The 26,765-nt window shown below is 65.3% G+C and carries 25 protein-coding genes; 10 read left to right on the top strand and 15 right to left on the bottom strand.

All coding sequences use genetic code 11. The features are described 5' to 3' along the window. The 5 genes from ACIDOCELLA78_RS98810 to ACIDOCELLA78_RS98790 all read right to left on the bottom strand — a co-directional run. Positions 1-751: aldehyde dehydrogenase family protein (locus ACIDOCELLA78_RS98810; protein WP_201727677.1), on the bottom strand; the 751-nt coding region annotated here is incomplete at its 3' end. A 14-nt stretch (positions 752-765) separates the two neighbouring features. After that, entirely contained in the window at positions 766-2,019 is a 1,254-nt protein-coding gene (locus ACIDOCELLA78_RS98805; RefSeq protein ID WP_201727676.1) for a glycine betaine/L-proline ABC transporter ATP-binding protein, read from the bottom strand. Beyond that, on the bottom strand, positions 2,016-2,876 hold the full coding sequence (gene choW / locus ACIDOCELLA78_RS98800; RefSeq protein ID WP_201727675.1) for a choline ABC transporter permease subunit: 861 nt from the start codon (positions 2,874-2,876) through the stop codon (positions 2,016-2,018). The genes ACIDOCELLA78_RS98805 and choW overlap by 4 nt, the downstream gene beginning before the upstream one ends. Before the next feature lie 61 nt (positions 2,877-2,937). Next, the gene (locus tag ACIDOCELLA78_RS98795; protein ID WP_201727674.1) at positions 2,938-3,876 is read right to left on the bottom strand and encodes an ABC transporter substrate-binding protein; all 939 of its coding nucleotides are present in this window, start codon (positions 3,874-3,876) and stop codon (positions 2,938-2,940) included. A 168-nt stretch (positions 3,877-4,044) separates the two neighbouring features. Beyond that, entirely contained in the window at positions 4,045-4,383 is a 339-nt protein-coding gene (locus tag ACIDOCELLA78_RS98790; protein ID WP_201727673.1) for a multidrug efflux SMR transporter, read from the bottom strand. Between the two features lie 587 nt (positions 4,384-4,970). Here ACIDOCELLA78_RS98790 and ACIDOCELLA78_RS98785 point away from each other — a divergent pair. The 9 genes from ACIDOCELLA78_RS98785 (at position 4,971) to ACIDOCELLA78_RS98745 (ending at position 13,370) form a co-directional block, all read left to right on the top strand. Next, positions 4,971-6,098 (top strand): porin, encoded by a 1,128-nt coding sequence (locus ACIDOCELLA78_RS98785; protein ID WP_249674958.1) that lies wholly within the window; start codon positions 4,971-4,973, stop codon positions 6,096-6,098. Between the two features lie 157 nt (positions 6,099-6,255). Next, positions 6,256-7,356, top strand: coding sequence for an ABC transporter substrate-binding protein (locus ACIDOCELLA78_RS98780; RefSeq protein WP_201727671.1), 1,101 nt, complete (start codon positions 6,256-6,258; stop codon positions 7,354-7,356). Then, a complete protein-coding gene (locus ACIDOCELLA78_RS98775) occupies positions 7,353-8,219 on the top strand; it encodes an ABC transporter permease subunit (RefSeq protein WP_201727670.1) in 867 nt (288 codons plus the stop codon). Before ACIDOCELLA78_RS98780 ends, ACIDOCELLA78_RS98775 begins: the two co-directional genes overlap by 4 nt. Beyond that, on the top strand, positions 8,216-8,998 hold the full coding sequence (locus tag ACIDOCELLA78_RS98770; RefSeq protein WP_201727669.1) for an ABC transporter permease: 783 nt from the start codon (positions 8,216-8,218) through the stop codon (positions 8,996-8,998). Before ACIDOCELLA78_RS98775 ends, ACIDOCELLA78_RS98770 begins: the two co-directional genes overlap by 4 nt. Beyond that, on the top strand, positions 8,998-10,059 hold the full coding sequence (locus ACIDOCELLA78_RS98765) for an ABC transporter ATP-binding protein (RefSeq protein ID WP_201727668.1): 1,062 nt from the start codon (positions 8,998-9,000) through the stop codon (positions 10,057-10,059). Before ACIDOCELLA78_RS98770 ends, ACIDOCELLA78_RS98765 begins: the two co-directional genes overlap by 1 nt. Further along, complete coding sequence (locus tag ACIDOCELLA78_RS98760) at positions 10,056-10,844, top strand: inositol monophosphatase family protein (RefSeq protein WP_201727667.1); 789 nt, start codon at positions 10,056-10,058, stop codon at positions 10,842-10,844. Before ACIDOCELLA78_RS98765 ends, ACIDOCELLA78_RS98760 begins: the two co-directional genes overlap by 4 nt. After that, positions 10,838-11,686, top strand: a complete 849-nt coding sequence (locus ACIDOCELLA78_RS98755) for a phosphodiesterase (protein ID WP_201727666.1) — start codon at positions 10,838-10,840, stop codon at positions 11,684-11,686. The genes ACIDOCELLA78_RS98760 and ACIDOCELLA78_RS98755 overlap by 7 nt, the downstream gene beginning before the upstream one ends. A 221-nt stretch (positions 11,687-11,907) precedes the next feature. After that, entirely contained in the window at positions 11,908-12,714 is an 807-nt protein-coding gene (locus ACIDOCELLA78_RS98750; protein WP_201727689.1) for a glycosyltransferase, read from the top strand. A gap of 80 nt (positions 12,715-12,794) precedes the next feature. Next, positions 12,795-13,370 (top strand): TVP38/TMEM64 family protein, encoded by a 576-nt coding sequence (locus ACIDOCELLA78_RS98745; protein ID WP_249674957.1) that lies wholly within the window; start codon positions 12,795-12,797, stop codon positions 13,368-13,370. 6 nt (positions 13,371-13,376) lie between these two features. On the opposite strand, the gene ACIDOCELLA78_RS98740 is transcribed toward ACIDOCELLA78_RS98745, so the two are convergent. The 3 genes from ACIDOCELLA78_RS98740 to istA form a co-directional block, all read right to left on the bottom strand. Further along, positions 13,377-14,876, bottom strand: coding sequence for a glycosyltransferase family 39 protein (locus ACIDOCELLA78_RS98740; RefSeq protein ID WP_201727665.1), 1,500 nt, complete (start codon positions 14,874-14,876; stop codon positions 13,377-13,379). A gap of 121 nt (positions 14,877-14,997) precedes the next feature. Continuing rightward, positions 14,998-15,744 (bottom strand): IS21-like element helper ATPase IstB, encoded by a 747-nt coding sequence (gene istB / locus ACIDOCELLA78_RS98735; RefSeq protein ID WP_201727488.1) that lies wholly within the window; start codon positions 15,742-15,744, stop codon positions 14,998-15,000. A gap of 17 nt (positions 15,745-15,761) precedes the next feature. Then, the gene (istA, locus tag ACIDOCELLA78_RS98730) at positions 15,762-17,288 is read right to left on the bottom strand and encodes an IS21 family transposase (protein WP_201727680.1); all 1,527 of its coding nucleotides are present in this window, start codon (positions 17,286-17,288) and stop codon (positions 15,762-15,764) included. Positions 17,289-17,546: 258 nt separating this feature from the next. On the opposite strand from istA, the gene ACIDOCELLA78_RS98725 reads away from it, so the two are divergent. After that, on the top strand, positions 17,547-18,701 hold the full coding sequence (locus tag ACIDOCELLA78_RS98725) for a FliM/FliN family flagellar motor switch protein (RefSeq protein WP_249674956.1): 1,155 nt from the start codon (positions 17,547-17,549) through the stop codon (positions 18,699-18,701). A 192-nt stretch (positions 18,702-18,893) separates the two neighbouring features. Here the strand turns inward: ACIDOCELLA78_RS98725 and metG are convergent, their stop codons facing one another. The 7 genes from metG to ACIDOCELLA78_RS98690 form a co-directional block, all read right to left on the bottom strand. After that, on the bottom strand, positions 18,894-20,429 hold the full coding sequence (gene metG / locus ACIDOCELLA78_RS98720; RefSeq protein WP_201727664.1) for a methionine--tRNA ligase: 1,536 nt from the start codon (positions 20,427-20,429) through the stop codon (positions 18,894-18,896). Beyond that, positions 20,426-21,394 (bottom strand): DNA polymerase III subunit delta', encoded by a 969-nt coding sequence (locus tag ACIDOCELLA78_RS98715; RefSeq protein WP_201727663.1) that lies wholly within the window; start codon positions 21,392-21,394, stop codon positions 20,426-20,428. The genes metG and ACIDOCELLA78_RS98715 overlap by 4 nt, the downstream gene beginning before the upstream one ends. Then, positions 21,394-22,026 (bottom strand): dTMP kinase, encoded by a 633-nt coding sequence (tmk, locus tag ACIDOCELLA78_RS98710; protein ID WP_201727662.1) that lies wholly within the window; start codon positions 22,024-22,026, stop codon positions 21,394-21,396. The genes ACIDOCELLA78_RS98715 and tmk overlap by 1 nt, the downstream gene beginning before the upstream one ends. After that, entirely contained in the window at positions 22,023-22,907 is an 885-nt protein-coding gene (locus tag ACIDOCELLA78_RS98705) for an RlpA-like double-psi beta-barrel domain-containing protein (protein WP_201727661.1), read from the bottom strand. Before ACIDOCELLA78_RS98705 ends, tmk begins: the two co-directional genes overlap by 4 nt. Continuing rightward, positions 22,904-23,863 (bottom strand): lytic transglycosylase domain-containing protein, encoded by a 960-nt coding sequence (locus ACIDOCELLA78_RS98700; protein WP_201727660.1) that lies wholly within the window; start codon positions 23,861-23,863, stop codon positions 22,904-22,906. Before ACIDOCELLA78_RS98700 ends, ACIDOCELLA78_RS98705 begins: the two co-directional genes overlap by 4 nt. Before the next feature lie 42 nt (positions 23,864-23,905). Next, the gene (locus ACIDOCELLA78_RS98695) at positions 23,906-24,571 is read right to left on the bottom strand and encodes a DsbA family oxidoreductase (RefSeq protein ID WP_201727659.1); all 666 of its coding nucleotides are present in this window, start codon (positions 24,569-24,571) and stop codon (positions 23,906-23,908) included. A 79-nt stretch (positions 24,572-24,650) separates the two neighbouring features. Continuing rightward, the gene (locus ACIDOCELLA78_RS98690; RefSeq protein WP_249674954.1) at positions 24,651-26,429 is read right to left on the bottom strand and encodes a bifunctional diguanylate cyclase/phosphodiesterase; all 1,779 of its coding nucleotides are present in this window, start codon (positions 26,427-26,429) and stop codon (positions 24,651-24,653) included. Positions 26,430-26,765 lie beyond the last annotated feature (336 nt).

Here is a 26,765-nt window from a genome sequence, read left to right as displayed (position 1 = left end):
CGAGTTCGAGCGTGACCCGCTTGAGGCTGGCGGCAGCCTCGGCCGCGACGGCCTTGCCGGTGGGAACCGAGCCGGTGAGCGAGATTTTCGCGACGTCCGGATGGCGGACAAGGGCGAGGCCGGTTTCGCCGAAGCCGTTGACGACGTTGAACAGGCCGTCCGGCAGACCGGCCTCGCGATAGATCGCGGCGAGTTCGAGGGCGGTCAGCGGCGTTTGCGGCGCGGGCTTGAAGATGACCGCATTGCCGCAGGCGAGGGCGGGGGCGGATTTCCAGCAGGCGATCTGCAGCGGGTAGTTCCAGGCGCCGATCGCGGCGACCACGCCGAGCGGCTCGCGCCTGGTGTAGCCGAAGGCGCTCGGCCCGAGATCGACCGACTCGCCGGTGATCGAGGCGGCGATGCCGCCGAAATATTCGAGGCATTCGGCGCCGGAGATGACATCGACGACGCTGGTTTCGGCGATCGGGCGGCCGGTGTCGAGCGTTTCGGTGCGGGCGAGTTCATCGTTGCGTTCCCGCAATATGGATGCGGCGCGGTGCAGGATGCGCCCGCGCGCCGCGGCGGGCGTTGCGGCCCAGGCGCGCTGGGCCTCGCGCGCGGCGGCGACGGCGGCGGCGACGGTTTCGGCGTCGGCGATCTCGATCTCGGCCAGCACGCCGCCGGTGGCGGGGTTGCGGGTTTCGAACCGGGCGAGGCAGGCGCGCGACCTGGGGCCGCCGGCGATGAAGTTGCGGCGGGGTTCGCCTGTCATGGCAGGGCTCCGGTTCAGCTGGTGGCGAGGACGAGTGTCGGGGTCGCGTCGGTCATTGTGGCGCGGCCGGCGTGGGTGAGGGCGTCGAGCACCTCGTTGGCGCCGCACCAGCCGACGATGCGCCCGTCTTCGGCGACCAGCACGGGATGGCCGCTGCGCTGGCGCTGCTCGACGACATCCTTCAGCAGATGCGTGGTCTCGACGATGCCGACGGCACCTTCAGGGGTCGCGGTTTCGCCATCGACCGGATGCACGGCAATCGCCGCATTGTTGCAGGAAAGCCCGTCCAGCGTGCCGTCAGGGCGCAGCGAGAGGCGGTAGTGCGAACGATCGTCGGTGAAGCTGAACTGGGCGCCCTGGACATCGTCCGCCGCATCGAGCGGGCGCATCAGTGAGGCGGCGCGGATCGCGGTGAGCGGGTTCATATGGCGGACGAATTCGGCGACGTAGTCGGTGGCAGGACGCAGCACGATGTCTTCCGGCGCACCGACCTGGATCACCTGGCCATCCTTCATGATCGCGATTCGGTTGCCGAGTTTCAGCGCCTCGTCGAGGTCGTGGGTAACGAAGATGATCGTCTTGTGCATGCTCTGTTGCAGGGAGAGCAGTTCGTCCTGCAACTTGTTGCGGATGAGCGGATCGAGCGCGGAGAAGGGCTCGTCCATCAGCAGGATGTCGGGGTCGGTGACGAGGGCGCGGGCGAGGCCGACGCGCTGCTGCATGCCGCCGGACAGCTCGTGCGCGTGCTTCTCGGCCCAGGGCAGCAGGCCGACCAGATCGAGCCAGCGATCGACCGTCTCGCGGGTTTCGGTCTCGCCGGTGCGGCGCAGTTCGAGGCCGAGTTCGACATTGCGGCGGACGGTGCGCCAGGGGAGCAGGGCGAATTGCTGGAACACCATCGAAACCGCGCGGTTGCGCAGGGAGCGCAGCGCGGCCGGGGCGGGGTTGGTCATGTCGATCGTCTGGTCGCCATGCAGGATCAGGATGCGGCCGCGCGAGATCTTGTTAAGGCCGTTCACTGCGCGCAGCACGGTGGTCTTGCCGGAGCCGGACAGCCCCATGATGACGAAGATCTCGCCCTTCGCGATTTCGAGATTCACATCGGCGGCGCCGACGACGACGCCTGTCGTCTCGATGATGTCGGCGCGGGTATGGCCCTCATCGAGCATCGCGGCGGCACGGGCGAGCGGCGCCCGGGCGGCGCGCCCTTCCGCGGGCGGAAACAGGATGTCGACATGCTCGAAGCGGGCGGCGAATTCAGTGCTCATGCGTTTTCGCGCTCCGGGCGGAACACGCGATCGAGAATGACCGCGAGGATGACGATGGCGAGGCCCGAGGTGAAGCCGCGGCCGATCTGCACGGTTTCCATGGCCTCGACCACCGGTTCGCCGAGGCCCCCGGCGCCGACCAGCGCGGCGATGACGACCATGGACAGGCTCAGCATGATCACCTGGGTAAGGCCCGCGAGAATGGTCGGCAGTGCCGCCGGAATCTCGACCTTCCAGAGCAACTCCCACGGCGAGGCGCCGAAGGCTTGCCCCGCCTCGATCAGCGGGCGCGGCACATTCGAGATGCCGACATAGGTCAGGCGCACCGGGGTGGGTGCGACGAACACGATGGTGGAGATGAGGCCGGGAACGCTGCCGAGGCCGAAGAGCACGAGGGTGGGGATCAGATAGACAAAGGTGGGCAGCGTCTGCATCAGGTCGAGCACCGGGCGCAGGATGCGGTAGAGCGTTGGATGGTGCGCCGTGGCGACGCCAAGGGGCACGCCAATCAGCATGCAGGCGAGGGTGGCGTAGGCGACGAGCGAGATCGTCTCCAGCGTGCGTTCCCAATAGCCCTGGTTGAGCACGAAGGCGAGGGCGAGCAGCACGAACAGCGCGAGCTTCCAGGATTTCTTGAAATACCAGGTCAGCCCCGCAAAGAGCACGATCAGGATGAGCGGAGACACCCAGTCCAGCGCGCCCGTCGTGTTATCGAGCAGGAACCCGAGCACGTCCGAAAGGATGTTGAAAAATCCCTGAAAGTTATCTTTCAGGGCGGTGATGGCCGCCGTCGCCCACGCCCCGAGAGGAATGGCGTGGTGGACGATCCAGTACTGCACGCTCTCGATCCCGTTCATCTGTCAGCCTCCGCGAGCCGGCACGCGCCAAGCGCGCGCGCCGGGGGAACAAGGGGCCTGATCAGTTCAGGCCGGCGAGGACGGCCGCGGCGCCGGGCTTGCCGGAAACCGTGGTAACGCCATCAAGGGTTTTCTTCACCCAGGCCGGATGCGCCTTTAGCCACGCGGCGCCGACGGCGGACGCGTCCTGATGCTTGACCTGCACGTCGTACATCATCTTGTTTTCGTCATTCACCGTGAGCGCGAAATTGTGCAGCAGGCGGCCGACATTCGGGCAATCCTTGGCGTAGTTGTGCCTTGTGTTGATGTAGAGCGTCGCCTCGCCCTGATGCGGGCCGAAATAGTTCTTGCCGCCGGTGAGATAATTGATGTGGAACTCGACATTCATCGGATGTGGTTCCCAACCGAGGAAGACGATCGCCTGCTTCTTCGGATATTTACGCGCGACCTCGGCGAGCATGCCAGCTTCGCTGGACTGCACGAGGTGGAACTTGCCGAGATCGAACTTGTTCGACTTGATCATCGAGAGAACATGTTCGTTGCCGTCATTGCCCGGCTCGATGCCGTAGATTTTGTAATGCAGCTGCTTTGCGAACTTGTGAATGTCGGCAAAGGTCTTCAGCCCCTTCTCATAGAGATAATGCGGCACCACGAGAGTATATTTGGCGTGCTTGAGGTCGGGGCCGATGACATCGATCTCGTGTTTCGCCTCGTAGGGTTTGGTTGTTCCGTCCTGCGACGGCGTCCAGTTGTCGAGAAAGACGTCGATCTTGTTGTTGCTGAGACCGGCATACATCACCTCGAGCGAATAAAGCTTGATGTCGGTCTTGTAGCCGAGTGAGGTCGCGACTTTCGAGAAGACAGCGTTCTGCACCGCATTGTCGGTCCAGCCGATATTGGCCATCCGGATTGTGCGGCATGACGCGGGCACGCCGGCATGCGCGATGCCCAGACCCATCACGAAGGTTGCCAGCGTTGCGCCTAAGATCGATTTTCTCATTTTTATTTCCTCTGCTCCGTTACGAAATTCCGGTTCGCTTGTGCGACCGGCATTGTCCTGCCCTGCCCTTGGAGTTCGTTTTTTCAATCATATAGCGAATGATCAGCGACGGGCTGTATTGTATGGAACCGACGCAGGGCTTGCATCGTTCCGTTTGGCCGGCCTCGTTCAGTGAGGTGGGGCGGCAGCGAGATTGACGATGATGACGCCCAGAGTGATCGTCATGATGCCGAACATTGTCATCGGCGTGAGATGCTGTCCGAAGCGGAGCCAGCCCACCGCGCTGACGAGGATGATGCCCGCGCCGCTCCAGATCGCATAGACCACGCCGATCGGCATCGTGCGGACAAGAATGGCGAGAAGGTAGAAAGCGGCAGCGTAAAAGACGAGAGTACCCAGGGCCGGGAGTGCCAGGGTGAACCCGTCTGACGCCTTCAGAAACGACGTCCCTGCCACCTCGCACGCAATTGCGATGGCGAGCAGGGTGTAGGACTTCAGCTCGTTCATCTCATTCATGATCGAGGGAAAACATTGCGCGGTCAACCCGCAATATGGAGTTTATCGGCCGACTTCAAAAATCTTATGGATTTATATGGATTATTTCAAAATCAGAACATGCGTTGAAGCCGTAACATCTCGGACAATTCATCCACCGGATGAGCGATGCTGAAATGTCACGGTTGTCTGATTTGCCGTAAGAATGGCGAGTTTTTACAAATCCATGACGGTCTTGTTCAAGACGTTCCGCGACAGCCGTTCAAGGTAGATCAGGCGAGGCATACATAATCGCGAAGGCATGACGTCAGGGATAAACGCTGGGGTGAAGATCGCGCGCCGCTTCACGCACGGATGGTTCGGCAGGTCGGCATTGCGGGGCTTCCAGATTTTGTCTTCTTTTGCGAGTGCGGAGGGATGGTCGCCTGCGGCCGGTGGTCGCCCATCGCGCAGCTCCGGCGGAAGACGGATCAGGCCTCGCCGGAGGGGTGAAGACCTCGGCAGGCCCGCGCGGTTGCCGGACTTTTTCAACTAACAACAGGGTAGTAGTAATGAAAACGAAAAGACTGAACGGACGGACAACTCTCGCCGGGGCCAGCATGGTGGCTCTGATGGCCTGCGCGTCGCCGGCCATTGCGATGAACCTGCCCGCGGCCCAGAAATTCGATGCTGGCCCGCTCGGCACGCTGGATGTCAGCGGCGGGTTCGACGGGTATTTCTATGCGCTGTCGGGCATGGGAACCAATAGCATTCTCGGTAACAAGAAATCCGCAGGCGCCATCGCGCGGACGCTCGAAGTCAACATCACCAAGTCGACCGGACAATTCCAGTTCACCCTCGACGTGAAGCCGAGCAACTCGCTGTATTTCGGCTCCAGTCCGTCGCAGATGGTGACGAACGAGTTCACGCTCGGGCCGATCTACGCCGCCTATGGCACCTGGGCCCCTAACGCCAATTTCAATATATCCGTCGGTCAGGTGTATTCCACGGAAGGCTGGGAATCATCGACCGACTGGAAGAACGCCAACCTCATCGACTCGCCACTTTACTATGTCGAGAACTCGTCGAGCCGCGGCGTGCAGGCGAGCTATACCCTGGGAAAGCTCTCCGCCACGCTGACCTTTGGCGACGGGTTCGACTCCGGCGTGTTCAACACACTGCAGGAACTGGTGACGTATTCGTTCGACGGGAACAACGCGCTGTCTTTCTACGGGACGCAGAATCTCGGGACGACGGGGCCGAATACCTTCGCCTATGGCCAAGGAAAAACGGGATCGGGTTATCCCGGCTATAATGCGGCCTATGTCAATTCGGACATGTACGGCGCGTATTATTCATACACCAACGGCAACCTGAACGTCGTGCCCGAGGTACAATATGTCTACGCCAAGCCGAACCGGCGGGTAGGGCTGACCAAGTTCACCAGCAATTTCGGCGCGGAGGTCATCACCAACTATCAGTTCGGCAAATCGCCCTGGTCGCTCGGCAGCATGGTATTCTACTATAAGAACACTGGCCCTCAGGCCTGGTATCTGAATGCCAATTCTGCCGGCTTCGGCATCGGCGTGACGCCGTCCTGGATCAAGGGCCATGTCTTTGTGCGTGGCGAGGTAGGGCTGCTGCACCTGACCAATCTTGGCACGCCGCGGGTCGGCGGTGGCTTTGGCGCCAGCGGCACCGACCGCAACCAGGTGATGAGCATCCTCGAAGCGGGTCTCGCCTTCTGACGTTTCGCGTTTCACGAAACCTTCACATCCGGCCGCCCTCGTGGCGGCCGGAGACGATGGGCGCGGCCTCCGCCGCGAGCTATATGGTCGCCGCCGGTTGAGCCGCGCGACGGGGTGCGGGGCCAGCCAGCGGACATACGAAGCAAGGACGCAAGACATGGCCGAACTGATCTCATCGCCGCGCCGCACTTTCCTCAAACTCGCCGGCGCCGGGCTCGGCGCGGGCCTGCTGCCGGCCGCGGCGTGCGCCGCATCGCCCGCGCTGGTGAGCGCGGCGAAGCACGAGGGGCAGCTCAACACCATCGCGCTGCCGCCGGACTGGGCGAATTACGGCGAGATCATCGCCACCTTCCAGAAAAAATACGGGATCACCATCCACAACGCCGCGCCCGATGACAGTTCGGCGCAGGAATTGCAGTCGATCCGCTCGCTAAAGCACCAGTCGCGCGGGCCGGATGTGGTCGATGTCGGCCCGGCCTTCGCGCTGAACGGCGCGCAGGAGGGGCTGTTCCGACCCTACAAGGTCGCGACCTGGGACAGCATTCCGGCCTCGATGAAGGACCCGCACGGGCTGTGGTACGGCGACTATTTCGGCCTGGTGTCGTTCGGCATCAACCGCTCGGTCTCGAAGGCGGTGCCCCATGAGTGGGCCGATCTGAAGAAGCCGGAATTCAAGGGCATGATCGCGCTGAACGGCAGCCCGCTCGGCGCCGGGGCGGCGTTCGCCGCGGTGGTCGCGGCGGCACTCGCCAATGGCGGCTCGCTCGACAACATCATGCCGGGTATCGAATTCTTCGCCGATCTCGCCAAGCGCGGCAATTTCAACCCCTCGGCGGCGACGGCGGCGAGCCTTGTTTCCGGCCAGACGCCGGTGGTGATCAACTGGGATTACCTGAATCTTGCCCAGGCGAAGAAGGCGAAGGGGATGACGCCGATCGACACCGTCATTCCCGAGGGGGCGACGCCCTATGGCGCGTTCTACTGCCAGGCGATCAGCAAATTCGCGCCGCACCCGAAGGCGGCCGAGTTGTGGCAGGAATTCATCTATTCCGACGAGGGGCAGCTTCTCTATCTCAAGGGCTTCGCCCATCCGGCGCGGTTCTCGGCGATGGCGAAGGCAGGCGCCATTCCGAAGTCGCTGATGGCGGAACTGCCGCCGGCCAAGCCCTATGGCGAGGCGGTGTTCGCCAATAACGCGCAGACCAAGAAGGCGCAGCAGTTGCTCACGGAAAACTGGACGAAGCTCGTCAAGGCGTGAGGTTTCGGTTCAAGACCGGCGAGGGCGGGGGCCTGACGCTCGCCTTTGTCGGCCCGCTCGTCGTTTACGTGATCGCCTTCCTCGTCCTGCCCACGCTGATGCTTTTGGCGGAAGCGTTCTCGGGCAAGCGCGGGCTGACGCTGAAATATGTCGCCGCATTAGGGCAGGGGCAGACGGTGGTCGCGTTCCGCAATTCCATCGTGCTGTCGGCGCTGGCCGCACTGGTCGGCGTGATCGCCGGCGGGATCGCCGCCTATCTGGTGCTGCGGCCGGGCATGAAGCGGGGCGTGCGCTCGCTGGTGACGAGTTTCAGCGCGGTGGCGGCGAATTTCGCCGGCGTGCCGCTGGCCTTCGCCTTCATCGCAACGCTCGGCAGCCTCGGCATCATCACGGTGTGGCTGAAATCGGCTGGGGTCGATCTCTACGGCATGGGGTTCAGCCTGTATTCGCTGCCGGGCCTCGTGCTGGTCTATGCCTATTTCCAGATCCCGCTGATGATCATCGTGTTCACCCCGGCGCTGGAGGCGCTGCGGCGCGAATGGCGGGAGGCGGCGGAAAATCTCGGTGCCTCCGCCTTCGATTACTGGCGGCATGTCGGGTTGCCGATTTTGCTCCCCTCGCTGCTCTCGGCGTTCATCCTGCTGTTCGGCAACGCCTTCTCGGCCTATGCGACGCCGTATGCGCTGACATCGGGGATCGTCGCGCTGGTGCCGGTGGAGATCAGCAACGTGCTGTCGGGCAACGTGATGATCTCGCAGCAGACCGGCGCGGCGCTGGCGCTGGGGATGATCGTGGTGATGGTCGCGGTGATGGGCCTCTACGCGCTGGCGGCGCGGCGGATCGGCCGCTGGGGGCGGCGATGAAAGGCGCGCTCGGACGGTTGCTGCCGGAGGCGTGGCTCGGGCTGCTCGGCCTGTATTTCATCGTCCCGCTGCTCGCGACCGGCGCCTTCAGCCTGTGGGAAGGCGGCTCGCGCTACGGGTTCGCCGCCTATGTCGCGCTGTTCCACCAGCCGAAGCTCTGGCAGAGCCTGTTCCTCTCGGTGCGGCTGGCGGTGGAGACGATCCTGCTCGGGCTGGTTGTGCTGGTGCCGGCGGTGTTCTGGCTGAACCTGCGGGTGCCGCGGCTGCGGCCGGTGTTCGATTTCATCTCGGTGCTGCCCTTCGTGGTGCCGCCGATCGCGCTGGTCGCCGGGATGACGGCGCTCTACACCGGGCCGGACTGGCTGGTCGGCACCCCCAACTATCTGGTGATACCCTACGTGATCCTCGCCTTGCCCTATACTTATCGCGCGCTCGATCTCGGCATGCGCGTGCTCGACCTGCGCACCATGACTGAAGCCTCGCAGAGCCTCGGCGCCGGCTGGGGGACGCTGATCTTCCGCGTCGTGGTGCCAAATCTGACGACGGCGCTGGTCGGCGCCGCGTTGCTGACGATCGCCATCGTGATGGGCGAGTTCACCTTCGCCAACATCCTGCTGTTCAACACCTTTGCCGTCTATATCAATTATATCGGCCAGACCTCGGCGACGCAGGCCTCGGCGCTGACGCTACTCAGCTTCCTGATCACCTGGCTGGCGATGCTCGGCGTGCTGGTTTCGGGCCGGGGCGGACGCAGCGTGCAGATCGGAGGGGCGCGCTGATGCCGCATCTGGAAATCGACGGCGCGGTGAAGCGCTATGCCGGCAAGACCGTGCTGCACGGCATCGATCTCGCGCTGGGGCAGGGGGAGTTCGTCTCGCTGCTCGGCCCCTCGGGCTGCGGCAAGACGACGCTGCTGCGCATCGTCGCCGGGTTCGAGCGGCCGGATGGCGGGCGCGTGGTGCTGGCGGGGGCCGACATTACCGATCGGCCGGCGGCACGGCGCAACATGGGCATGGTGTTCCAGGCCTATTCGTTGTTCCCGAACATGACGGCGGAGGAGAATGTCCGCTTCGGGCTGAAGGTGCGGCGGGAGACGCCGGCGGCGCAGCAGGCGCGGGCGGCGGAGCTGCTGGCGCTGGTGGGGCTGGCCGAGCACGCGCGGAAATATCCGCACCAGCTCTCCGGCGGCCAGCAGCAGCGGGTGGCGCTGGCGCGGGCGCTGGCGATCCGCCCGGCGCTGCTGCTGCTCGACGAACCGCTTTCGGCGCTCGATGCCAAGGTGCGGGTGCAGCTGCGCGACGAGATCCGTCGCATCCAGCAGGAGACCGGGGTGACGACGCTGTTCGTCACACATGACCAGGAGGAGGCGCTGTCGATCTCCGACCGGGTGGTGGTGATGCAGGAGGGGCGGATCGCCCAGGCGGGGACACCGGCGGAAATCTATGGCGAGCCGGCGAACATCTTCGTGGCGCGGTTCGTCGGCGCCGCGGCGGAACTGCGCGGCCGGGTGCGGGACGCGGAGGCCGGGCTGGTCGAGCTGTGCGGGCGGGCGGTGCCGGCGGTGCGGGCGCGCGGACTGACAACGGGGGCAGAGGTTCACGTGCTGCTGCGGCCGGAGACGGTGCGGCTCGGCCCGCCGGGAGCGGCCGAGGCGCTGCTGGAAGGGGTTGTGGCCTCACGGGTGTTCTTCGGCGCGCTGACCTCGATCCGCATCGAGATCGATGGCGGTTTCAGCCTCGCGGCGGCGATGCCGAGCGCCGAGGCCGGTGCTGTGGCACAGGGCAGCCGGGTTTCGGTCTGGTGGGACGGGGAGGCGCCGCGGGTGCTGGCGGCCGAATGATTCCCGACGGCGCGATCGAGGCGGCGAAGGCGGCGGCGGAGGCGGCGCGGGCGGCGATCCGGCCGTATTTCCGCGCCGGCGTGGGGGCCGACGACAAGGCGGATGCGAGCCCGGTGACGGCGGCGGACCGGGCGGCGGAGACGGCGATGCGCGCGGCGCTGGCGCGGCACACACCGGGCTTCGGGGTGATCGGCGAGGAATTCGGCGACGACCGGCGCGGGCGGTTCAACTGGGTGATCGACCCGATCGACGGGACGCGGGAGTTCATCACCGGGCGGGCGAGCTTCGTGACGCTGATCGGCCTGGTCGAGGACGGCGTGCCGGTGCTCGGGCTGATCGACCAGCCGATGACCGGCGAGCGGTGGTTGGCGGCCGGCGGGCAGATCGAGTTCAATGGCCCGTTCGGCGGCGTGCCGGGCTGCCGGCGGCGCGCGGCGCTGGGCGAGGCGGAACTCTCCTGCACCGGGCCGGAATGGTTCGCACCGGCGCAGCGCGCGGCGTTCGACCGGCTCGGCCAGGCCTGCCGGCGCGTCTCCTGGGGCGACAATGCCTATGCCGCGGGGCTGCTGGCGCTCGGGGCGATCGACATCATCGCCGAGGCCGGGCACAAGCCGTGGGACTGGGCGGCGTCGGTGCCGATCGTCGAGGCGGCGGGCGGGGCGATGTGCGACTGGTCGGGCCGGGCGTTGCGGCTCGACGCCGAGACCGACGGGACCGTGCTGATCCTGGGCGACCCGTCGCTGCGCGACGAGGCCCTTGCCATTCTTCGAGGTGACTCTTGCTGATTGCCCATATTTCCGACCTGCATGTCCGCCCGGTCGGCCGCCCGGCCAACCGCGTGGTCGAGACCAACATGATGGCCGAGCGCGTGCTGCGCCGGGTGGCGACGCTCGATCCGGCGCCGGAAGCGATCGTGATCACCGGCGACCTCGTCGATTGCGGGCGGGACGACGAATACGAGGAGCTGAACCGGCTGCTCAACCGCAAGCTGCCATGCCCGGTCTATGTGGTGCCCGGCAACCACGACCGGCGCGAGGCGTTCCGGGCGGCGCTGGGCCATCTGCCGGGAGTAACGGCGGACCCGGATTTCGTTCAATATCAGGCGGATATCGGGCCATTCCGGCTGATCATGCTCGACAGCGTGGTGCCGGGAGCCGGGCATGGCGAGTTGTGCCCGAGACGGCTCGCGTTTCTCGACGCAGCGCTGAACGCGGCGGCGGGGCGCAAGGTGCTGATCGGCCTGCATCATCCGCCGGTGCTCACCGGGGTGGCGGCGATGGACAGCATCATGCTGCGCTCGTCCGAGGCACTGCTGGCGCGCGCGGCGGCGCATGGGAATGTCGCGGCCATTCTCTCGGGGCATCACCACCGCGCGATCCATGCAGCGCATGGCGGCACGATGCTGCTGAGCGTGCCCGCGGCCGGCGGGCACCAGAGCGAGATCACGTTCGATCCCAAGGCGCGGGCCTATTTTCATCTCGAACCAGGCGGCATTTTCCTGCTGCGCTGGACCGAGCGGGAAGGGCTGACGGCGATGCTGGACAGCGTGGGCGATCTGCCGGGACCGTATCCGTTCGTGGTCGAGCCGGAGTATCCCGGCATGCGGCAAGGCGGCGCCGCGCCTTGAATGAACTGGCGCTGCCATATATCGCAGAAGAAATATTATGGAACCTTTGGGGCCACGAATTCGCCCGTAGATCCCGGGAAATCCGGGATGCCTACAATCCGGGATGCTTACAATTTGATAAGCCGGCCGGCTGAATTGTCAGTATCGCCTCACACGCCGCGACGATGATGGCGTCGCGCGCCATGCGGGCCTGCATACGGCGCCAGGGAGCCTTGATGATGATCGCATCGCCGCCATTGCTCGCCGTTGTCGTGCCAGTGCATGACGAGGCGCCAAATCTGCCACTGCTGCTCGCCGAACTCGATGCGGCGTTGGCGGGCATCAACCACGAGATCATTTTCGTCGATGACGGGAGCACGGACGCGACCGCCGTGGTGATTGCCGCATTTGCCGCCGTGCGATCGGATGTTCGCGGCCTGCGGCATGACCGATGTTACGGCCAGAGCGCCGCGATCGTTTCCGGCGTCACCGCGGCGCGGGCAACATGGATCGCCACGATCGATGGCGACGGCCAGAACGATCCGGCCGACATTCCCGGCATGCTCCGTCATGCCTGGCAGGAGGATACGCCTGACGCGCCGCTGCTGGTGGCCGGGCGCCGCGTGCAGCGTCAGGATCGGCCGATGAAGCGCATCGCTTCACGCATTGCCAACACCGTCCGGGCATGCGTGCTGCGCGACGGCGTACCCGATAGCGGTTGCGGGCTGAAACTGTTCCGCCGGGCGCCGTTCATGGCGCTGCCGCATTTCGACCATATGCACAGATTTCTGCCGTCGCTGTTCGCCCGCGCCGGCGGCCGGACCGTGTTGTATCCCGTTGCCCATCGGCCGCGCCTCGCCGGGCGCTCACATTACGGCACATGGGATCGACTCCGGGTTGGGCTGGTCGATCTTGCCGGTGTCGCCTGGTTGCAATGCCGGGCTTGCAAGCCGACCCTGGTCGATGCGGCGCGCGCCGGGGCCGCTGGGCGTGCGAGCGCCACAGACAGCGTGGCATCGCCGCACTCCTCACTGGAAGTGGCCCGGTGAGTGGTGTTGCAACACACAGGGGGCTGACCCGCGCAAGCCGTCCGCTCGCACTCGGGGGCGGGCTGCTGCTGGCGGCATTGATGCTGAGATTCCATATCTTCGGGCCGCTTTTTGCCCCGCATCCGGGACAGGGCTGGCGCGATGCGTTGATGCTGGGCGGTCTGGGAACGTTGGCCTGCGCGGTAGGCCTGCCACGGCAGGTGATCGGTTTCGCTGCGGGCTATGCCTGGGGTGTTCTGCCGGGCACCGCGGTGGCGCTGGCGGCCCAGCTTGGTGGCTGTGCCATCGATCTGCTCTGGGCACGGCTGGTCGGCCGCGCATTTGTGCAGGCCAGGCTTGGAGGACGCGCTTCGCGCCTCGATCACGCGCTTGCGGCCCGGCCATTCGCCGCAACGCTTGCATTGCGGCTGATGCCGCTGGGCAGCAATCTCGCGCTCAATCTGCTGGCAGGCCTGTCGAGTGTCAGGATTCTGCCGTTTCTCGCAGGTTCCGCGTTGGGATATCTGCCGCAGACTGTGGTGGCCGCGTTGCTCGGCGCTGGTGGTCAGATGGGGCGCACGGCGGATATCGCGGTTGGCGTGGGGTTGCTGGCGGTATCGCTGATCCTGGCAGGCACGCTGCGCCGCAGGGTTGCGGCTCCGCTCGAGGACATCTGATCCCTGTCAGCGGCAGACAATTCCCGCCGAGCAGGCGACGCGGTCGGGCGCCGGGCCGACCCGGCGAATGCTGATTTCAGCACCGGCGCGAAGCGGGGATGATAGCCTTCCGATACGCGCCGCCCACGTCATGAACCGTGCGCGAGACGGTTGCACCCCCTGCCCTGCCGGCCCGTAGACCGCATAAACAGCGTGACCTGTGGCGAGCGCCGCGCGGGCACGGGCGGCGCTGCGGGTGACCCGCGGCTTGAGGGCGCTGTCGTAATGGCCGAGCATGATTCGGGCGGCGCCGTCGCTTGCGAGAATGATATCGCCAGGCGATGTGCTTGCAGCGAGCAGATTTGCCGCAAGATCCCAGCGGGGCCGGGTTTCGGCGTGATAATAGGGAGCCAGATTCAGAACAAGGACCAGTCCGGCGGCCGGAAGCACGGCAAGGCGCGCCGCCGGAACCAGTTCGTCGAGGCCGAGCCCGGCTAGGATGAAAAATGGCGGCGCGCTCCAGAGCAGATAGCGCGGCAACAGAAGCGGATGGAGCAGAGACAGCAGACAGAGCGCGGCTGGCTGGCCGAGCCAGGCGATCAGCAACGTCAGGCCCTCGCCGCGGGCGGCGCGCAGATGGCGGATACCAAGGATCGCCAGAACCGCCATCGCAGGCGCAAGAATCATCATGTGGGTGGGCAGCAGACGCATGGTGACCATGGTTGCGTCGCGCAGGCCGTAGAGGCTGGCGGCCTCGGTCAGCAGGAAATGGATCGTCGGCGCCGGGATCCAGCGGAACCCCGCCATCGGCCCGTGATGCGGCGTGAGGAGCAGCAACGCGTAGGCAGGGGCGACGAGGATGAGGATGCCTCCGTTCAGCAGACCCCAGCTTCGGATCAGGCGTTTGCGGGCGCGGCTGCGCGGTATCGCGGCGGCGAGGAAAGCCGCGCTGGCGATAAGCGGCCAGGGCAAGGCATCCGGCAGGATCAGAAGCGCAACCGCCGTGCCGGCGGCATAGGCAGGCCAGGATGCGCGGGGCGGCGCGTCGGGATTGCGGACAAGGGCGAGCAAGCCCGCCAGCGCCAGGAGCAAGGGGGCCATCATCATCGTATAGGATCTGGCCTCTTGGCTGAACGCGACCTGCTGCGGGGCGAAGGCCATCAACAGGCCGGCGAGCCACGCGCCATCCCGGCCGCCGGCCTGACGGGCGATGGCAAAGACCAGCCCTGCCGAGACAGCTCCGGCCAGCGCCGGGGTGAAACGCAGCGCCGCGATCTGCATGCGAACGGGCGCCAGTTCGCGGGCGAGCCGTTCGATCAGGAAAAAGCCGGGCAGATGACGATTGCGCAGCGAGTCGTGCAGAAGATGCGGCACCGGAAGTCCGGCACGGTTGATGGTGATGACCTCGTCGAGCCAGGGCGGCTTTTCGCCGATCCCGTACAGACGGGCGGCAAAGGCGATGCAGAGGATGATCGCCACGCCCACGACCATTCCTGCCCGTTTGCGGATTCCGGAGAATTCGCCCATGGATTCCGATTTTAATTCGCCCACGATTCCGACGTTTATTCGCCCGGGGATTCCGAGATTTATTCGCCCGGGTAGCGGTCTCTGTGGCTGTTGATTTCGTTGCTCTCCTGTTCTCGTTGGGTCAAGCGGTTTTTGGGGTTTGCTTGCGGATCTTGCGCAGGCTTTCGCCGGTGAGTTCGATGCGGTGGGCATTGTGGAGCAGACGGTCGAGAATGGCGTCGGCGTAGGTCGGATCGCCGATCAGCTCATGCCAATGCGCCGGGGGGATCTGGCTGGTGATGATGGTGGCGCGGCGGCCGTAGCGATCCTCGACGATCTCGAGCAGGTCGTGACGGGCGCCGGCGTCGAGTGGAGCAAGGCCGAAGTCGTCGAGGATCAGTAGATTGACGGCACCGAGGGTGCGGATCATCCGGCCGTGACGCCCTTCGGCGCGGGCGACCGCGAGTTCTGCGAAGAGTTTGGGGGCGCGCTGATAGAGCACGGTCCTGTCATCGCGACATGCCTTGTGACCGAGGGCACAGGCCAGCCACGATTTTCCGACCCCTGTCGGCCCGCTCAGGACGAGATTGTCGTGCGCGTCGATCCACTCACCCTGGATCAGCTTCTGGAACAGAGCCCGATCGAGGCCGCGGGCACTCCGGTAATCGACATCCTCGATTGCAGCGTCATGGCGCAGCCTGGCATGGCGCAGCCTTGTGCTCAACCGCTTGTCACGTCGGACGGTGATCTCGCGGTCGAGCAGAAGACCGAGCCATTCGGCGTGACTGAGGCTGGGGGTTTCGGGATTGGCGTGCAGCTCGGTGAACGCGCGGGCCATGCCTGCAAGACCGAGCTGGTGGATCTGATCGAGGGTCGGATGGTTCAGCATGAGGCTTCTCCTTGTCATCAGTGGAAATATCCGCCGCCCCGGATGTTGGGGTGGCGGATCGGGGTGGGATCGGGACTGGCGGTGCCGGCGGCTCGCTCCAGCCGGTTATCGAGGATGGATTTGACCGAGCCGTAGGTCAGGGTGCCGATGGTGAGCGCGCGCTCGGCCGCGGCATCGAGCCGGTCGGCGCCAACACTGCGGGCCAGGCGAAGGATGCCGATGCAGGCGCGGAACCCCTGCTCCGGATGAGGCCGGCGTTCGAGGATCAGGGTGCAGAGTGTCGCGACCGAGGGACCAAGCCGTGCGGCTTCCTGATGGATCCGTGCGATGGTCCAGTCGCCATAACGCCGGTGGCTCGAGGGCATGTGCTCGGCGATCGTCGTGTGTTTGCCGTTACCCGGCCTGCGTGCGTGCACGGCGATCCGTTCGCCACGGAGAAAGATCTCGACCGTGCGCACGGTGAACCGGGCCTCGACCTCGGCGCGGGCGTGCCGGTAGGGGACGGAGTAAAAATGCTTCTCGATCTCGACGTGATAATCGATGCCGACCCGCCGGCGCCGCCATTGCGCCAGCACATAGGGTTCGGCCGGCAGTTCCTTCAGCGCGGGACGATCGAGTGTTTCCAGCAGATGCCGTCTTGTCGCCCCCAGGCGACGGACGACCCGCTCCTCGTTCAGCCAGCGGCAGAATTCAGCGATCGCGGCATTCAGTTCGGCGAGGCCGTAAAATGCCCGGTTGCGCAGCTTGCCCAGCAGCCACCGCTCCGCCAGCAAAACCGCCACCTCGACCTTCGCCTTGTCACGCGGCCGCCGCGGCCGCGCCGGGAGAATGGCCGTGCCGTAATGGCGCGCCATATCGGTGTAGGTCCGGTTGACCTGTGGATCGTAGAGGCAGGCGCGGATGATCGCGACCCTGGCGTTGTCGGGCACCAGCAGCGCCGGCACGCCGCCAATTGCTGCCAGAGTGCGATTATGCGCCTCGATCCAGTCCGGCAGGGTCTGGGTCCAGGTCGCCTCAGCATAGGTGAAGCTCGATGCGCCGAGAACGGCGACGAAGATCTGGGCCGCACGCGTCTCGCCGGTGAGCCGGTCGATCACCACCGGCACCGTGTCGCCGGCATAATCGACGAACAGCTTCTCGCCCGATGCGTGGGTCTGGCGCATCGTCACCGGTAGCCGGGCTTCCCAGCTCCGGTAGAGCTCGCAGAACCGGCTGTAGCGATACCCATCCGGGTGCTCGGCAATATACTCGTCCCACAGGATCGACAGCGTCACGTGCTTGCGCTGCAACTCGCGGCGGATACGCCCCCAGTCCGGCTCATCCACACGTCGATGCCCCGGCCGCTTGCCCACCGCGCCGTCGAACAAGCGCCTTTCCAATGCCGCTTCGGACAGCGCCAGAGCCCCTGGCCCATCGAGCCCGGCCGCCTCCAGTCGCCGCAGCGTCAAGCGCACCGTCGATGCCGCAACCCCGACCCGGATCCCCACCTGGCGGGTCGAAAGCCCCGCCATCCTCAATCTGACAATCTCGCGCACATCGCGCATCGCAATCCGCTCCACTGGCATTCATCCGCTCCCTCGATCAGCCAAAGGGAGGGAACCTGAACCAGCCAGCAGAGACCTCAAGCCAACCCGGCCAACCCCGCCCGCCTGGGCGAATAAAAGTCGGAACAGGTGGGCGAATTAATCTCGGAATAGGTGGGCGAATAATTCCCGGAATCCCGGGCGAGTTAATCTCGGAATCCCGGGCGAATTGAGCCCGGAATCAGCACCCGTTCATCCCGGCCTGCGCCCACCGCCCGCATGGCTGCACTCTCGCGCCGATATGTAACGGGGCGACAACCGACATTACGAGGACGTTCTCAACATTTTGTTAACCGGATTGCGGCAAGGTGGACCGGAATTGAACGGCCAATCCTGACGAGCGGCCCTGCGGGAGCAAAGGAGCGGATGAGCGGTCAAGCTCGAACGGACAGAAACAGCGATGCGACGCAGCTGGCTCAGGAGGAGATTGATTCCATCCTGTCTGGCGGCGCGGTCGACGAGGAAGAGGAGCTGGAACCGGAGGCCGAAGAGGACGCCAACCGACTGCTTTATGGTCGGGCGGACAGTTATGAACGCCTGCCGATGGCGGAAGTCGTTTTCGAACGTCTGTCGCGCATCCTGGCGGGCTCCTTGCGCAACCTGTTTCAGGACAATGTCGAGGTCCGCCTTACCCGGCTTGCCTCGCGCCGGCTCGCCGACAGTTTCGCGGAAATCAGGCCTCTGGCGTTGCTAGGCGTGTTCCGCGCGCGGGAGTGGGACAATCTCGGGCTCATTCACCTCGATGCCGAGACCGTCAACAATCTGACTGAAATCCTGCTCGGCGGGCGCCGCATGGCGATTTCATCCGATCGGATCCCGAAGCCGGTCACCTCGATCAGCCGAAACCTGTCCGAGCGGCTTATCCGCGTCGTGCTGCACGATCTCAGAAGCAGCTTCGGGCCGATCTGCGATGTTACGTTCGATTTCGAACGAACCGAAACAGATCCACGTTTCGCAACAATCGGGCGCAATTCGGGCGTGGCGCTGACGGCGCGACTCAGCCTGCATTCAGCGGGACGGAATTGCACGATCGACATCATCCTGCCGTTCGCCACGCTGGAACCAGTTCGCGAATTGCTGCTGCAGCAATTCATGGGCGAAAAATTCGGTCGTGATTCGATCTGGGAAAGCCATCTCGCCGAGGAACTCTGGCATACCGATGTGGAACTCGAAGCGGTGCTCGACGAGCAGACGATGAAGCTGGGCGCGGTAATGGAGTTGCGCGTGGGCGACATCATCCAGATCAACGCGCCGCGTGGCTCCGATATCGTATTGCGGTGCGGCAATGTCGACCTTTTCGCCGGACGACTCGGCGTTCGGCACGGCAAACTGGCCGCCGAGATCCGCGGCTGGATTCCCCGCGAGCGGGATTAGGGGATCACCCGATCTGATGGAGTGATCTGATCGGATAAAGATGCTCCACTTATAAATCTCACAGAGCACTACACCCGATCCGGATGGATCGGAAAGCGCTCGGCCCCCTGCCCGATCCCGCCGGAGTGGCTGAGGATCGGGTTTGCCGAGCTCGCTCACCCCGCCCTATCGTCACCAGATGGGCACATCAGATCAGGGAACCGTCTCGACGATCCGGGGGAACAGGCCGGACGGCGCCGGCAGCGCGGTGCCGGTATCGAGCGGGATCGCCAGCGCCGCGAAGTCACGCCGATCGGCCGGGACGGCAAGCTGGTCCAGCAATATGGCCATTGTCTCCGGCATGAAGGGTTGCAACAGGATTCCGATCACACGCAGCGCCTCGCAGAGGGTCCGCAATACGGCACGCATCCGCTCCTGGTCGGTCTTGCGCAGGGCCCAGGGTGCCTGGTGGTCGATATACGCGTTGGCGGCGCGGACCAGTTTCCAGACTTCCTCGATCGCTTCCTGATACGCCAGGCGGTGCATCGCATCGCGCATGCGGTCCGGCAGGCCGTCAGCAATCGCACGCAACGCGTGATCGGCTTCGGCTGCGGGGCCGGCTTCGGGCACCACGCCACCGGCATTCTTGGCGATGAAGGAGAGCGTGCGCTGCGCGAGGTTGCCGAGATCGTTGGCAAGCTCGACATTGATCCGCGTGATCACCGAACGGCGGGAGAAATTGCCGTCATTGCCAAAGGGCATTTCGCGCAGCAGGCAGAAGCGGAGCTGGTCGAGCCCGAATTCGGCGATCAGCGGCTCGACGGCCAGGGCATTGTTGAGCGACTTGCTCATCTTTTCGCCCTCGATCGTCCACCAGCCATTGGCGAAGATGCGGCGCGGCACCGGCAGGCCGGCAGCCATGAGCATCGCCGGCCAGTAGACGGCGTGGAAGCGGGTGATTTCCTTGCCGACCAGATGCAGATCGGCCGGCCAGTATTTCATCAGCGGCGCGTCCATGTCCGGATAGCCGCAGGCGGTGAGATAGTTGGTCAGCGCGTCGATCCAGACATACATCACGTGATCGGGTGCGCCGGGAACGGGAATGCCCCATTTGAAGCTGGTGCGGCTGATCGAGATGTCGCGAAGGCCGGAGCGGACGAAGGACAGCACTTCGTTGCGGCTGGAGGCGGGCTGGATAAAGTCCGGATTGTCTTCATACAATTTTAGAAGACGATCCTGGAACATGCTGAGTTTGAAGAAATATGAGGGTTCACGCACCCACTCGACCGGCGCCCCGAAGGGCGAGCGCTTGACGCCGTCGGCGCCGGTGACGAGTTCGCTCTCGTCGTAAAAGGCCTCGTCGCGAACGGCATACCACCCCTCGTAATGGCCGAGTTCGATGGCCCCTGCCCGCTCGATCGCCTGCCAGATCGCCTGGCATGAGCGGATATGGCGCGGCTCGGTGGTGCGGATGAAATCATCGTTCGAGATGTTCATCGCCTGCGCCATGGCGCGGAACTCGCTGGAAATGCGGTCGGTGAACTCTTGCGGGGCGATATTGTTCGCGCGGGCGGTCGCCTCGACCTTCTGGCCATGCTCGTCGGTGCCGGTGAGGAAATGCACATCGAACCCGTCCAGCCGCTTGAAGCGCGCGAGCGCGTCGGCGGCGACCGAGGTGTAGGCGTGGCCGATATGCGGCGCACCGTTCACGTAATAGATCGGGGTCGTGATGTAGAATTTTCGGGTCATGGCACTCGGAGAAGCTGGAGCATGGTCAGAACCGCCGCACGCGGGTCGAGATTGAGACCGTCGACCTCCGCCGCGATCCTGCCGAACTCCTGCCAGAGCCGGGCGCGGCCATCAAGCGCGGACGACGGGTTGGCGCGGGCGGCGGCGCGGGTTTCGGTGGCCAGCGCGGCGCGCAGCAGGTCGGCGAAGGTGGCGAATCCGTCATCGGCGCGGGCCACCGTATCGGCGATGGCGGCGCTGCGCGCGGGCGGGAGCGGGCCGGCGAGCGCCTCGCCGACAAGGCCGGCCAGAGCCAGGCCATCGGCATCGGCCAGCGAGAGCGCGCGTCCGATCGATCCTTCGGCCAGTCTGGCCAGGGCCGTGCGGCGTTCATCGGGAAGTTCGGGGAGATCGGCGGCCAGCAGGTTGCTGACGGTTTCGGCTGGCAGCGGGTCGAGATCGAGCCGGCGGCAGCGGCTGCGGATGGTGGGCAGCAGCCGGCCGGGCGCGTGGCTGACCAGCAGCCAGATCGCCCGCGCCGGCGGTTCCTCGAGCAGTTTGAGCAGCGCATTGGCGGCATTGCGGTTCAGCGCCTCGGCGCCATCGACGATGACGACGCGCCACCCCCCCTCGCCCGGCGTCAGCCGCAGAAAACGGCCGGCGGCGGCGACCGTGTCGACCACGATTTCGCCCTGCATCCGCTTGCGCTTCTCGTCATAACGGCGCTCGATCACCAGCAGGTCGGCATGCGCGCCGGTGGCGATGCGGCGGAAAGCAGGATCGCGCGCGGACAGCGACAGGTCGGGCGTGCGGGCGCCGGCGAGCAGCCAGCGGGCGAAGCGGAAGGCCAGCGTCGCCTTGCCAATCCCCGGCGGACCGGCGATCAGCCAGGCGTGATGCAGGCGCGCGCCAGTCGCGGCACGGAAAAGCTCCGCGACGGCGCTGTCATGGCCAAACAGTTGGGGGTTGGCGCGGGGCGACAGCATCAGGCGATGGCGAGGCCGAGCCGGGCGCGGATGCAAGCGGCAAGGGCTTCGGTCACCTCCTCGATCCGGCCCGCAGCGTCGACCACGGCGCAGCGTTCCGGCGCGGCGGCGGCGATGGCGCAAAATCCGGCAGCGACCCGCGCGTAAAAGCCGGCATCGAATTTCTCGTACCGGTCGGCGGCGCTGCCGCGACAGGCGAGCCGCGCACGTGCGACGGCATCCGGCAGGTCGAGGATCAGCGTGAGATCGGGCGCCACGCCGATCATCGTGCCAAGTGTTGCGATCGTCGCCCGGTCCACACCAAGGCCATAGCCCTGATAGGCCATGGTGGAATCGGTGAAACGGTCGCACAGCACCACGGCGCCGCGTTCGAGCGCCGGACGGATGACTGCCGTGACATGATCGGCACGGGCAGCAAAAACCAGCAACGTGTCGGCAAGCGGCGTGAAATGGCGCTCGGGGTCGAGCATCAGCGCGCGGATAGCCTCGGCTCCCGGCGTGCCGCCTGGCTCGCGGGTGGTCAGAACCTCGTGCCCGGCGGCGCGGAGCCGGTCGGCAAGCCGGGTGATCTGCGTTGACTTGCCGGCCCCCTCCCCGCCTTCAATGGTGATGAAAACACCGCGGAGGTTCACCGAACCACGATCCCTGGGCCGGCGATGCCCCGGTCGAGCAATGCACGTAGCGCCGCATCGGCGGCGGGTACGCTGTCATAGGGACCAAGGCGCATGGCGTAGAGCGTGCGACCGCCGGCGGACTGCGGAACAACCTCACCCGGCATGCCGTAAAGACGAGCGTGAAGGTTCATCGCGTCGGCGCTCGACCCAAATCCCGGGATCTCGACATAGAGCGGGCCGGGGGAAGATGGGCCGATGCGCACCATGCCGGAGAGGTGCGCTGCTGCGCCGGCGTTGCGTTGGCGCGTGGCAGGGTGGGCAGGGGTAGCAATAAAGGTACCGGCTGTGCCTGTGGCGCCCGGTGGCGGCGGCAGGGCGGCGGCAGCGACCGAACTGACCGGCGCCGCTGTGAGATGCGGACCGACGCCGAGACTGGCCTGCAAGGTCGACGAGCGCCCGGCCAGCAGCCGGACGCGGACCTCGGCGAGACCGTTGGACGGCATTCCGAGAAGACGGGCGACGCGGGGCGTGACTGCAATGATCCGCCCTGGCTGCATCGGACCGCGATCGTTCACGCGGACGGTCAGACTGCGGCCGGTATCCAGATTGGTGATCCGCACGATCGAGGGCAGCGGCAGGACCGTGCTCTGGGCCATGAGACCGCTGGCGCGATACGCCTCGCCATCCGCGGTAAGCCGGGCAGGCCCGGATGGAATGACCGCGGAAAGCCCAGTTCGGTCATAACGATTGAAAACGCGCGGATAATGCCATTGTCCACCCGCCTCGTAGGGCTTCCCGATCGTATAGTGAACGTGCGCCGCCAATCCGGAATGATGGAATGGCCGTGTACACCCGGCAAGAGCCAGCACCGCGGCCAGCAGCAGGGTCAGGCGGATCATGCGAGAATCCGGCGGCCGAGTTCACCGACCGCGAGGGCGTAGAGATCGGACGGGTTGTAGCTGCGGATCGCGCGGAAATTGCCGAAGGCGAGGAACGCTTCCCCGTGCGGGCCATCCGGCAGCAGCAGCGAGGCCGGGGTGGATGCCGGCAGGCGACGAGCCGGTGCCAGGCGATGGATGCCCAGCGCCTGCCAGCGGCCCAGGGGCAGCGAGTGGTCGCGACCAGCCAGTGCGGTGTCGAAATGCTGTGGGATCAGCACGGGCTCGCTCGATGGCAGGCCGAGCCGCCAGTGCGACTTGTGCATGTAATTGGCGATCGATGCCATTGTGTCTGGCACGCTGGTCCAGATATTTGGTTGGCCATGGCCTGAATAACTGACTGCGGTACTGAGATAGATGCTCGGCATGAATTGCGGTTGCCCCATGGCGCCGGCCCATGAGCCGCGCAACTCGGGAAGGCGGATGTCGCCGCGGGAGACGATGCGCATCGCGGCGATGGCCTCGCGGCTGAAATAGGCGCTGTTCTTGTACCAGGCGAGCGTGGCGAGGGAGTCGATCACGTTGAAATCGCCCTGATAATGGCCGAAATCGGTTTCGATCCCCCAGATGCCCATGATCGGCGCGGCGGCGACGCCAAAGCGGGACCGGAGCCGATCGAGAATGACCCGATGCTCGGCGAAGGCCGCCCTTCCCGCGGCCACGCGGGTTTGGGTGACCACGCGGGCGCTGTATTGCGCCCAGGTCAGGGTGAATTCAGGCTGATGGGTTTCATGTCGTATCACCTCCCGGTTCGGCTTCAGACCGGACAGGGCGGCGACGGCGATATGGGACGGAACACCTTCCCGACGCGCCCGGCCTTCGAGTTCGTGGATGAAATCTTCAAAACCGGCCGCGCGGGCCGGCCGAATCAGGGCGGGAGTAGACGGTAGCGCGGCGAGCAGGAGACGACGTTTCATCCCCTCGTTCTGCCACGCCCCGCGTCGTCGCGGAAGGGAGGTTCAGGCTCCCTCAACATCGGCTACCGCGAGTTCAATCAGGCGTTCCAGAATATCCGGCTCCTGCGCGCCGGCAATCGCGGCCTGACCATCGATGATGAAACAGGGAACGCCGTTGATGCCGAGGCGATGGACAAACAGATTGTCGGCATGGATCTGCTCGATCGCCCGGTCGCTCGCGAGAAAGGCGGCGGTCTCATTGTGCCTCAAGCCATTTGCCTCACCGATGGCGGCAAGAGCGTCGGGGTTGCCGATGTCGAGGCCCGCCGAGAAATAGGCCTGGAAAATGTCCAGAACCAGCCCTTCCGCCGCTACGCCACGCTCAAGGGCGAGGCGGACGAGGCGATGGGCATCGACGGTGCTCGGCGCGCGGGCGATCCGGGGAAAGGCGAGGTCAAGACCGTCTTCGGCAGCGATGCTGGAAATGGCGGCATGAAACCGCCGCGCGCGATCTTCGTCGCCGAATTTGCGCGCAGTGTAATCGGCGCGGCTTATTCCGCTGCGGGGCATGTCCGGATTGAGAAGAAACGGCCGCCATACTGGCGTGAGCGGCAGATCGGGGCGGCTCTGGCGCAGACGCTGAAAACGGTGAATGCCAAGATAGCACCAAGGACAGACGAAATCGAAAACGATCTCGACGGTCACCCTCGGCGGGCGAGGCAGAGCCATATTCATGGCTAATCAGACTAGCCGATGCGTCCCGGCAGGCAAAGCGAAAAGGTATCGACGGCCCGAGGGAGTTTTGGGATCATTGAAGGGTGATGGTGCGGCACGGCGGGCGCATCGCGTCCGTAATCGCGCTATATGTGGAAATCGGCGATGGCCGGCCAAACAGGTAGCCCTGAATTTCGTCGGCTCCGCAATCCCTCAGTATGTCCGCCTGCCGCTCGGTTTCCACACCTTCCACCACCACCGGCAGGCGCAACCCGCGCCCGAGGCCGAGGACGGCATTGACGATGGCGAGCGATTCGGATTCTTCTGCCAGGTCACGAACAAAGCTGCGATCGATCTTGAGCTTGTTGAAGGGAAAGGCTCGAAGCGTTGCGAGTGAAGAATAGCCGGTGCCGAAATCATCGATCGAGATGCCGACGCCGAGAGCCTTGATCCTCTGCAACGTATCCACCGCCCGCTCGAAATTGCGAATCAGCATCGATTCGGTAACCTCGATTTCGAGTCGGGACGGCGGCAGGCCAGTCTCGCGCAGAATGTCGGTAATGATCGCGGCGAGATCGCCGTGCTGGATCTGTATGGGCGAAACGTTCACCGCGACGGTCAGCGGCGCCGACCACCGCGCAGCTTCGGCACAGGCTTCACGCAAAACCCAGGTTCCGAACTCCTCCATCAGGCCGATCGACTCTGCGAGGCCGATGAAAAGGTCGGGCGCAACCGGTCCGTGGACCGGGCTGTTCCAGCGCAGCAACGCCTCGAACCCGCTGCATAAGGCGGTGCGCATGCAGATCATCGGCTGATAGACCAGCGACAGTTCCCGGTGTTGGAGGGCCAGCCTGAGATCTTGTTCGAGTACGCGCCGCTTCTGCCATTCCGACTGGATCGTGGCGTCGTAAAAAGTAAGGCTGTTGGGCCTTTCCTTTTTGATGACATGCAGCGCCTGGCTGCTATGGGCGAGCAGCGTGCTGGAGGTCATGCCATCGAAGGGATGCAACGCGATGCCCACTGACGCGGAAATGGCGATCTCGCGACCATCGGACAGAGTGATCGGCTCGGCGATGGCGCGCAACAGCCGGCGCGCCAGCGCTTCGACCGCCTCCGGCTCCTCGCAGCCGGCTTCGACCACCACGAACTCGTCGCCGCCGATGCGGGCGACAAGATCCGTTTCGCGGACCTGACGGCTGATCCGTGCCGCGACCTCGCGCAACACGCCGTCAGCCGCCATATGGCCGAACAGATCGTTGATGCCCTTGAAATCATCGATATCAAAGGTCAGCAGCGCGACGTTTTCACGGCGGCGGCGCGCCTCGGCAAGCACCTGGTCGAGCCGCTCGAGCAGATGGCCGCGATTGATCAGGCTGGTCAGCGGATCATGCGAGGTCATGAACCGGATCCGCTCGAGCGCCAGCTTGCGGTCGGTGATTTCCTGGCAGAACCCGCGTATGGCGACCACGGCGCCGGCGGAGCCGGTTTCGGGTCGCATGTCGATCCAGAACCAGCGCCGCGCCCCCTCGCCGCAGCCATCGAGTCGGACTTCCACTGCGGCCGGCTCGCCGGTTTCGACAATCGTCGCAAAGGTCGCAAGGAAGGTGGCGCGGTCAGCTTCGTCCATCTGGCTGGTGAGCGTATCTTCATGCGGGACGAACGATGCGGGATCGGTGCCGAATAATTCGTGCATGTCGGCCGACCATGTCGCGCGACGATCCTTGACGGCGATCCGCCAGTTCCCGATCCGGGCAATGCGATGAACGGTCTGCAGATCATCAAGCGCCTGGCGGGCACAACCGATCGAGCGTTGCGCGACGTCGAGGGCGAGGCCTGCAACGCGATTGAATTTCTGCACGGCGGGATGCGCCATCCCCGCAGGCAGATCGCGGGCAAGATCTGCCGTGGCCTGGGCCAATGCCGCGCGAAGCTGGTCGACTTCGGTGGGATCGAAGGTGGTGCAAGCCGCTTCCCGCTCTGTCATGACAGCGGCCTCAGGGACGTTTGGGGAAACGGAAGCCGGCGCGGCATCGTGACCAGTCCAAACCCGATCCGACCCAGAACGACCGCAAGGTCTGGCGGATGTCCGGCCGCAGCAAGGGCCCGGGCCCGTGCATCAGGCCCGACGCGGCGGAGGCTGGGGTGCCGGATGGGGGCCGGGGCAGAACCGTTCATGTCGATCCTCGGTCTCCGTGATGCCAAAATTCAT

This window comes from Acidocella sp. C78 (assembly GCF_907164655.1).
This window is presented reverse-complemented; position numbering and strand designations above follow the sequence as displayed.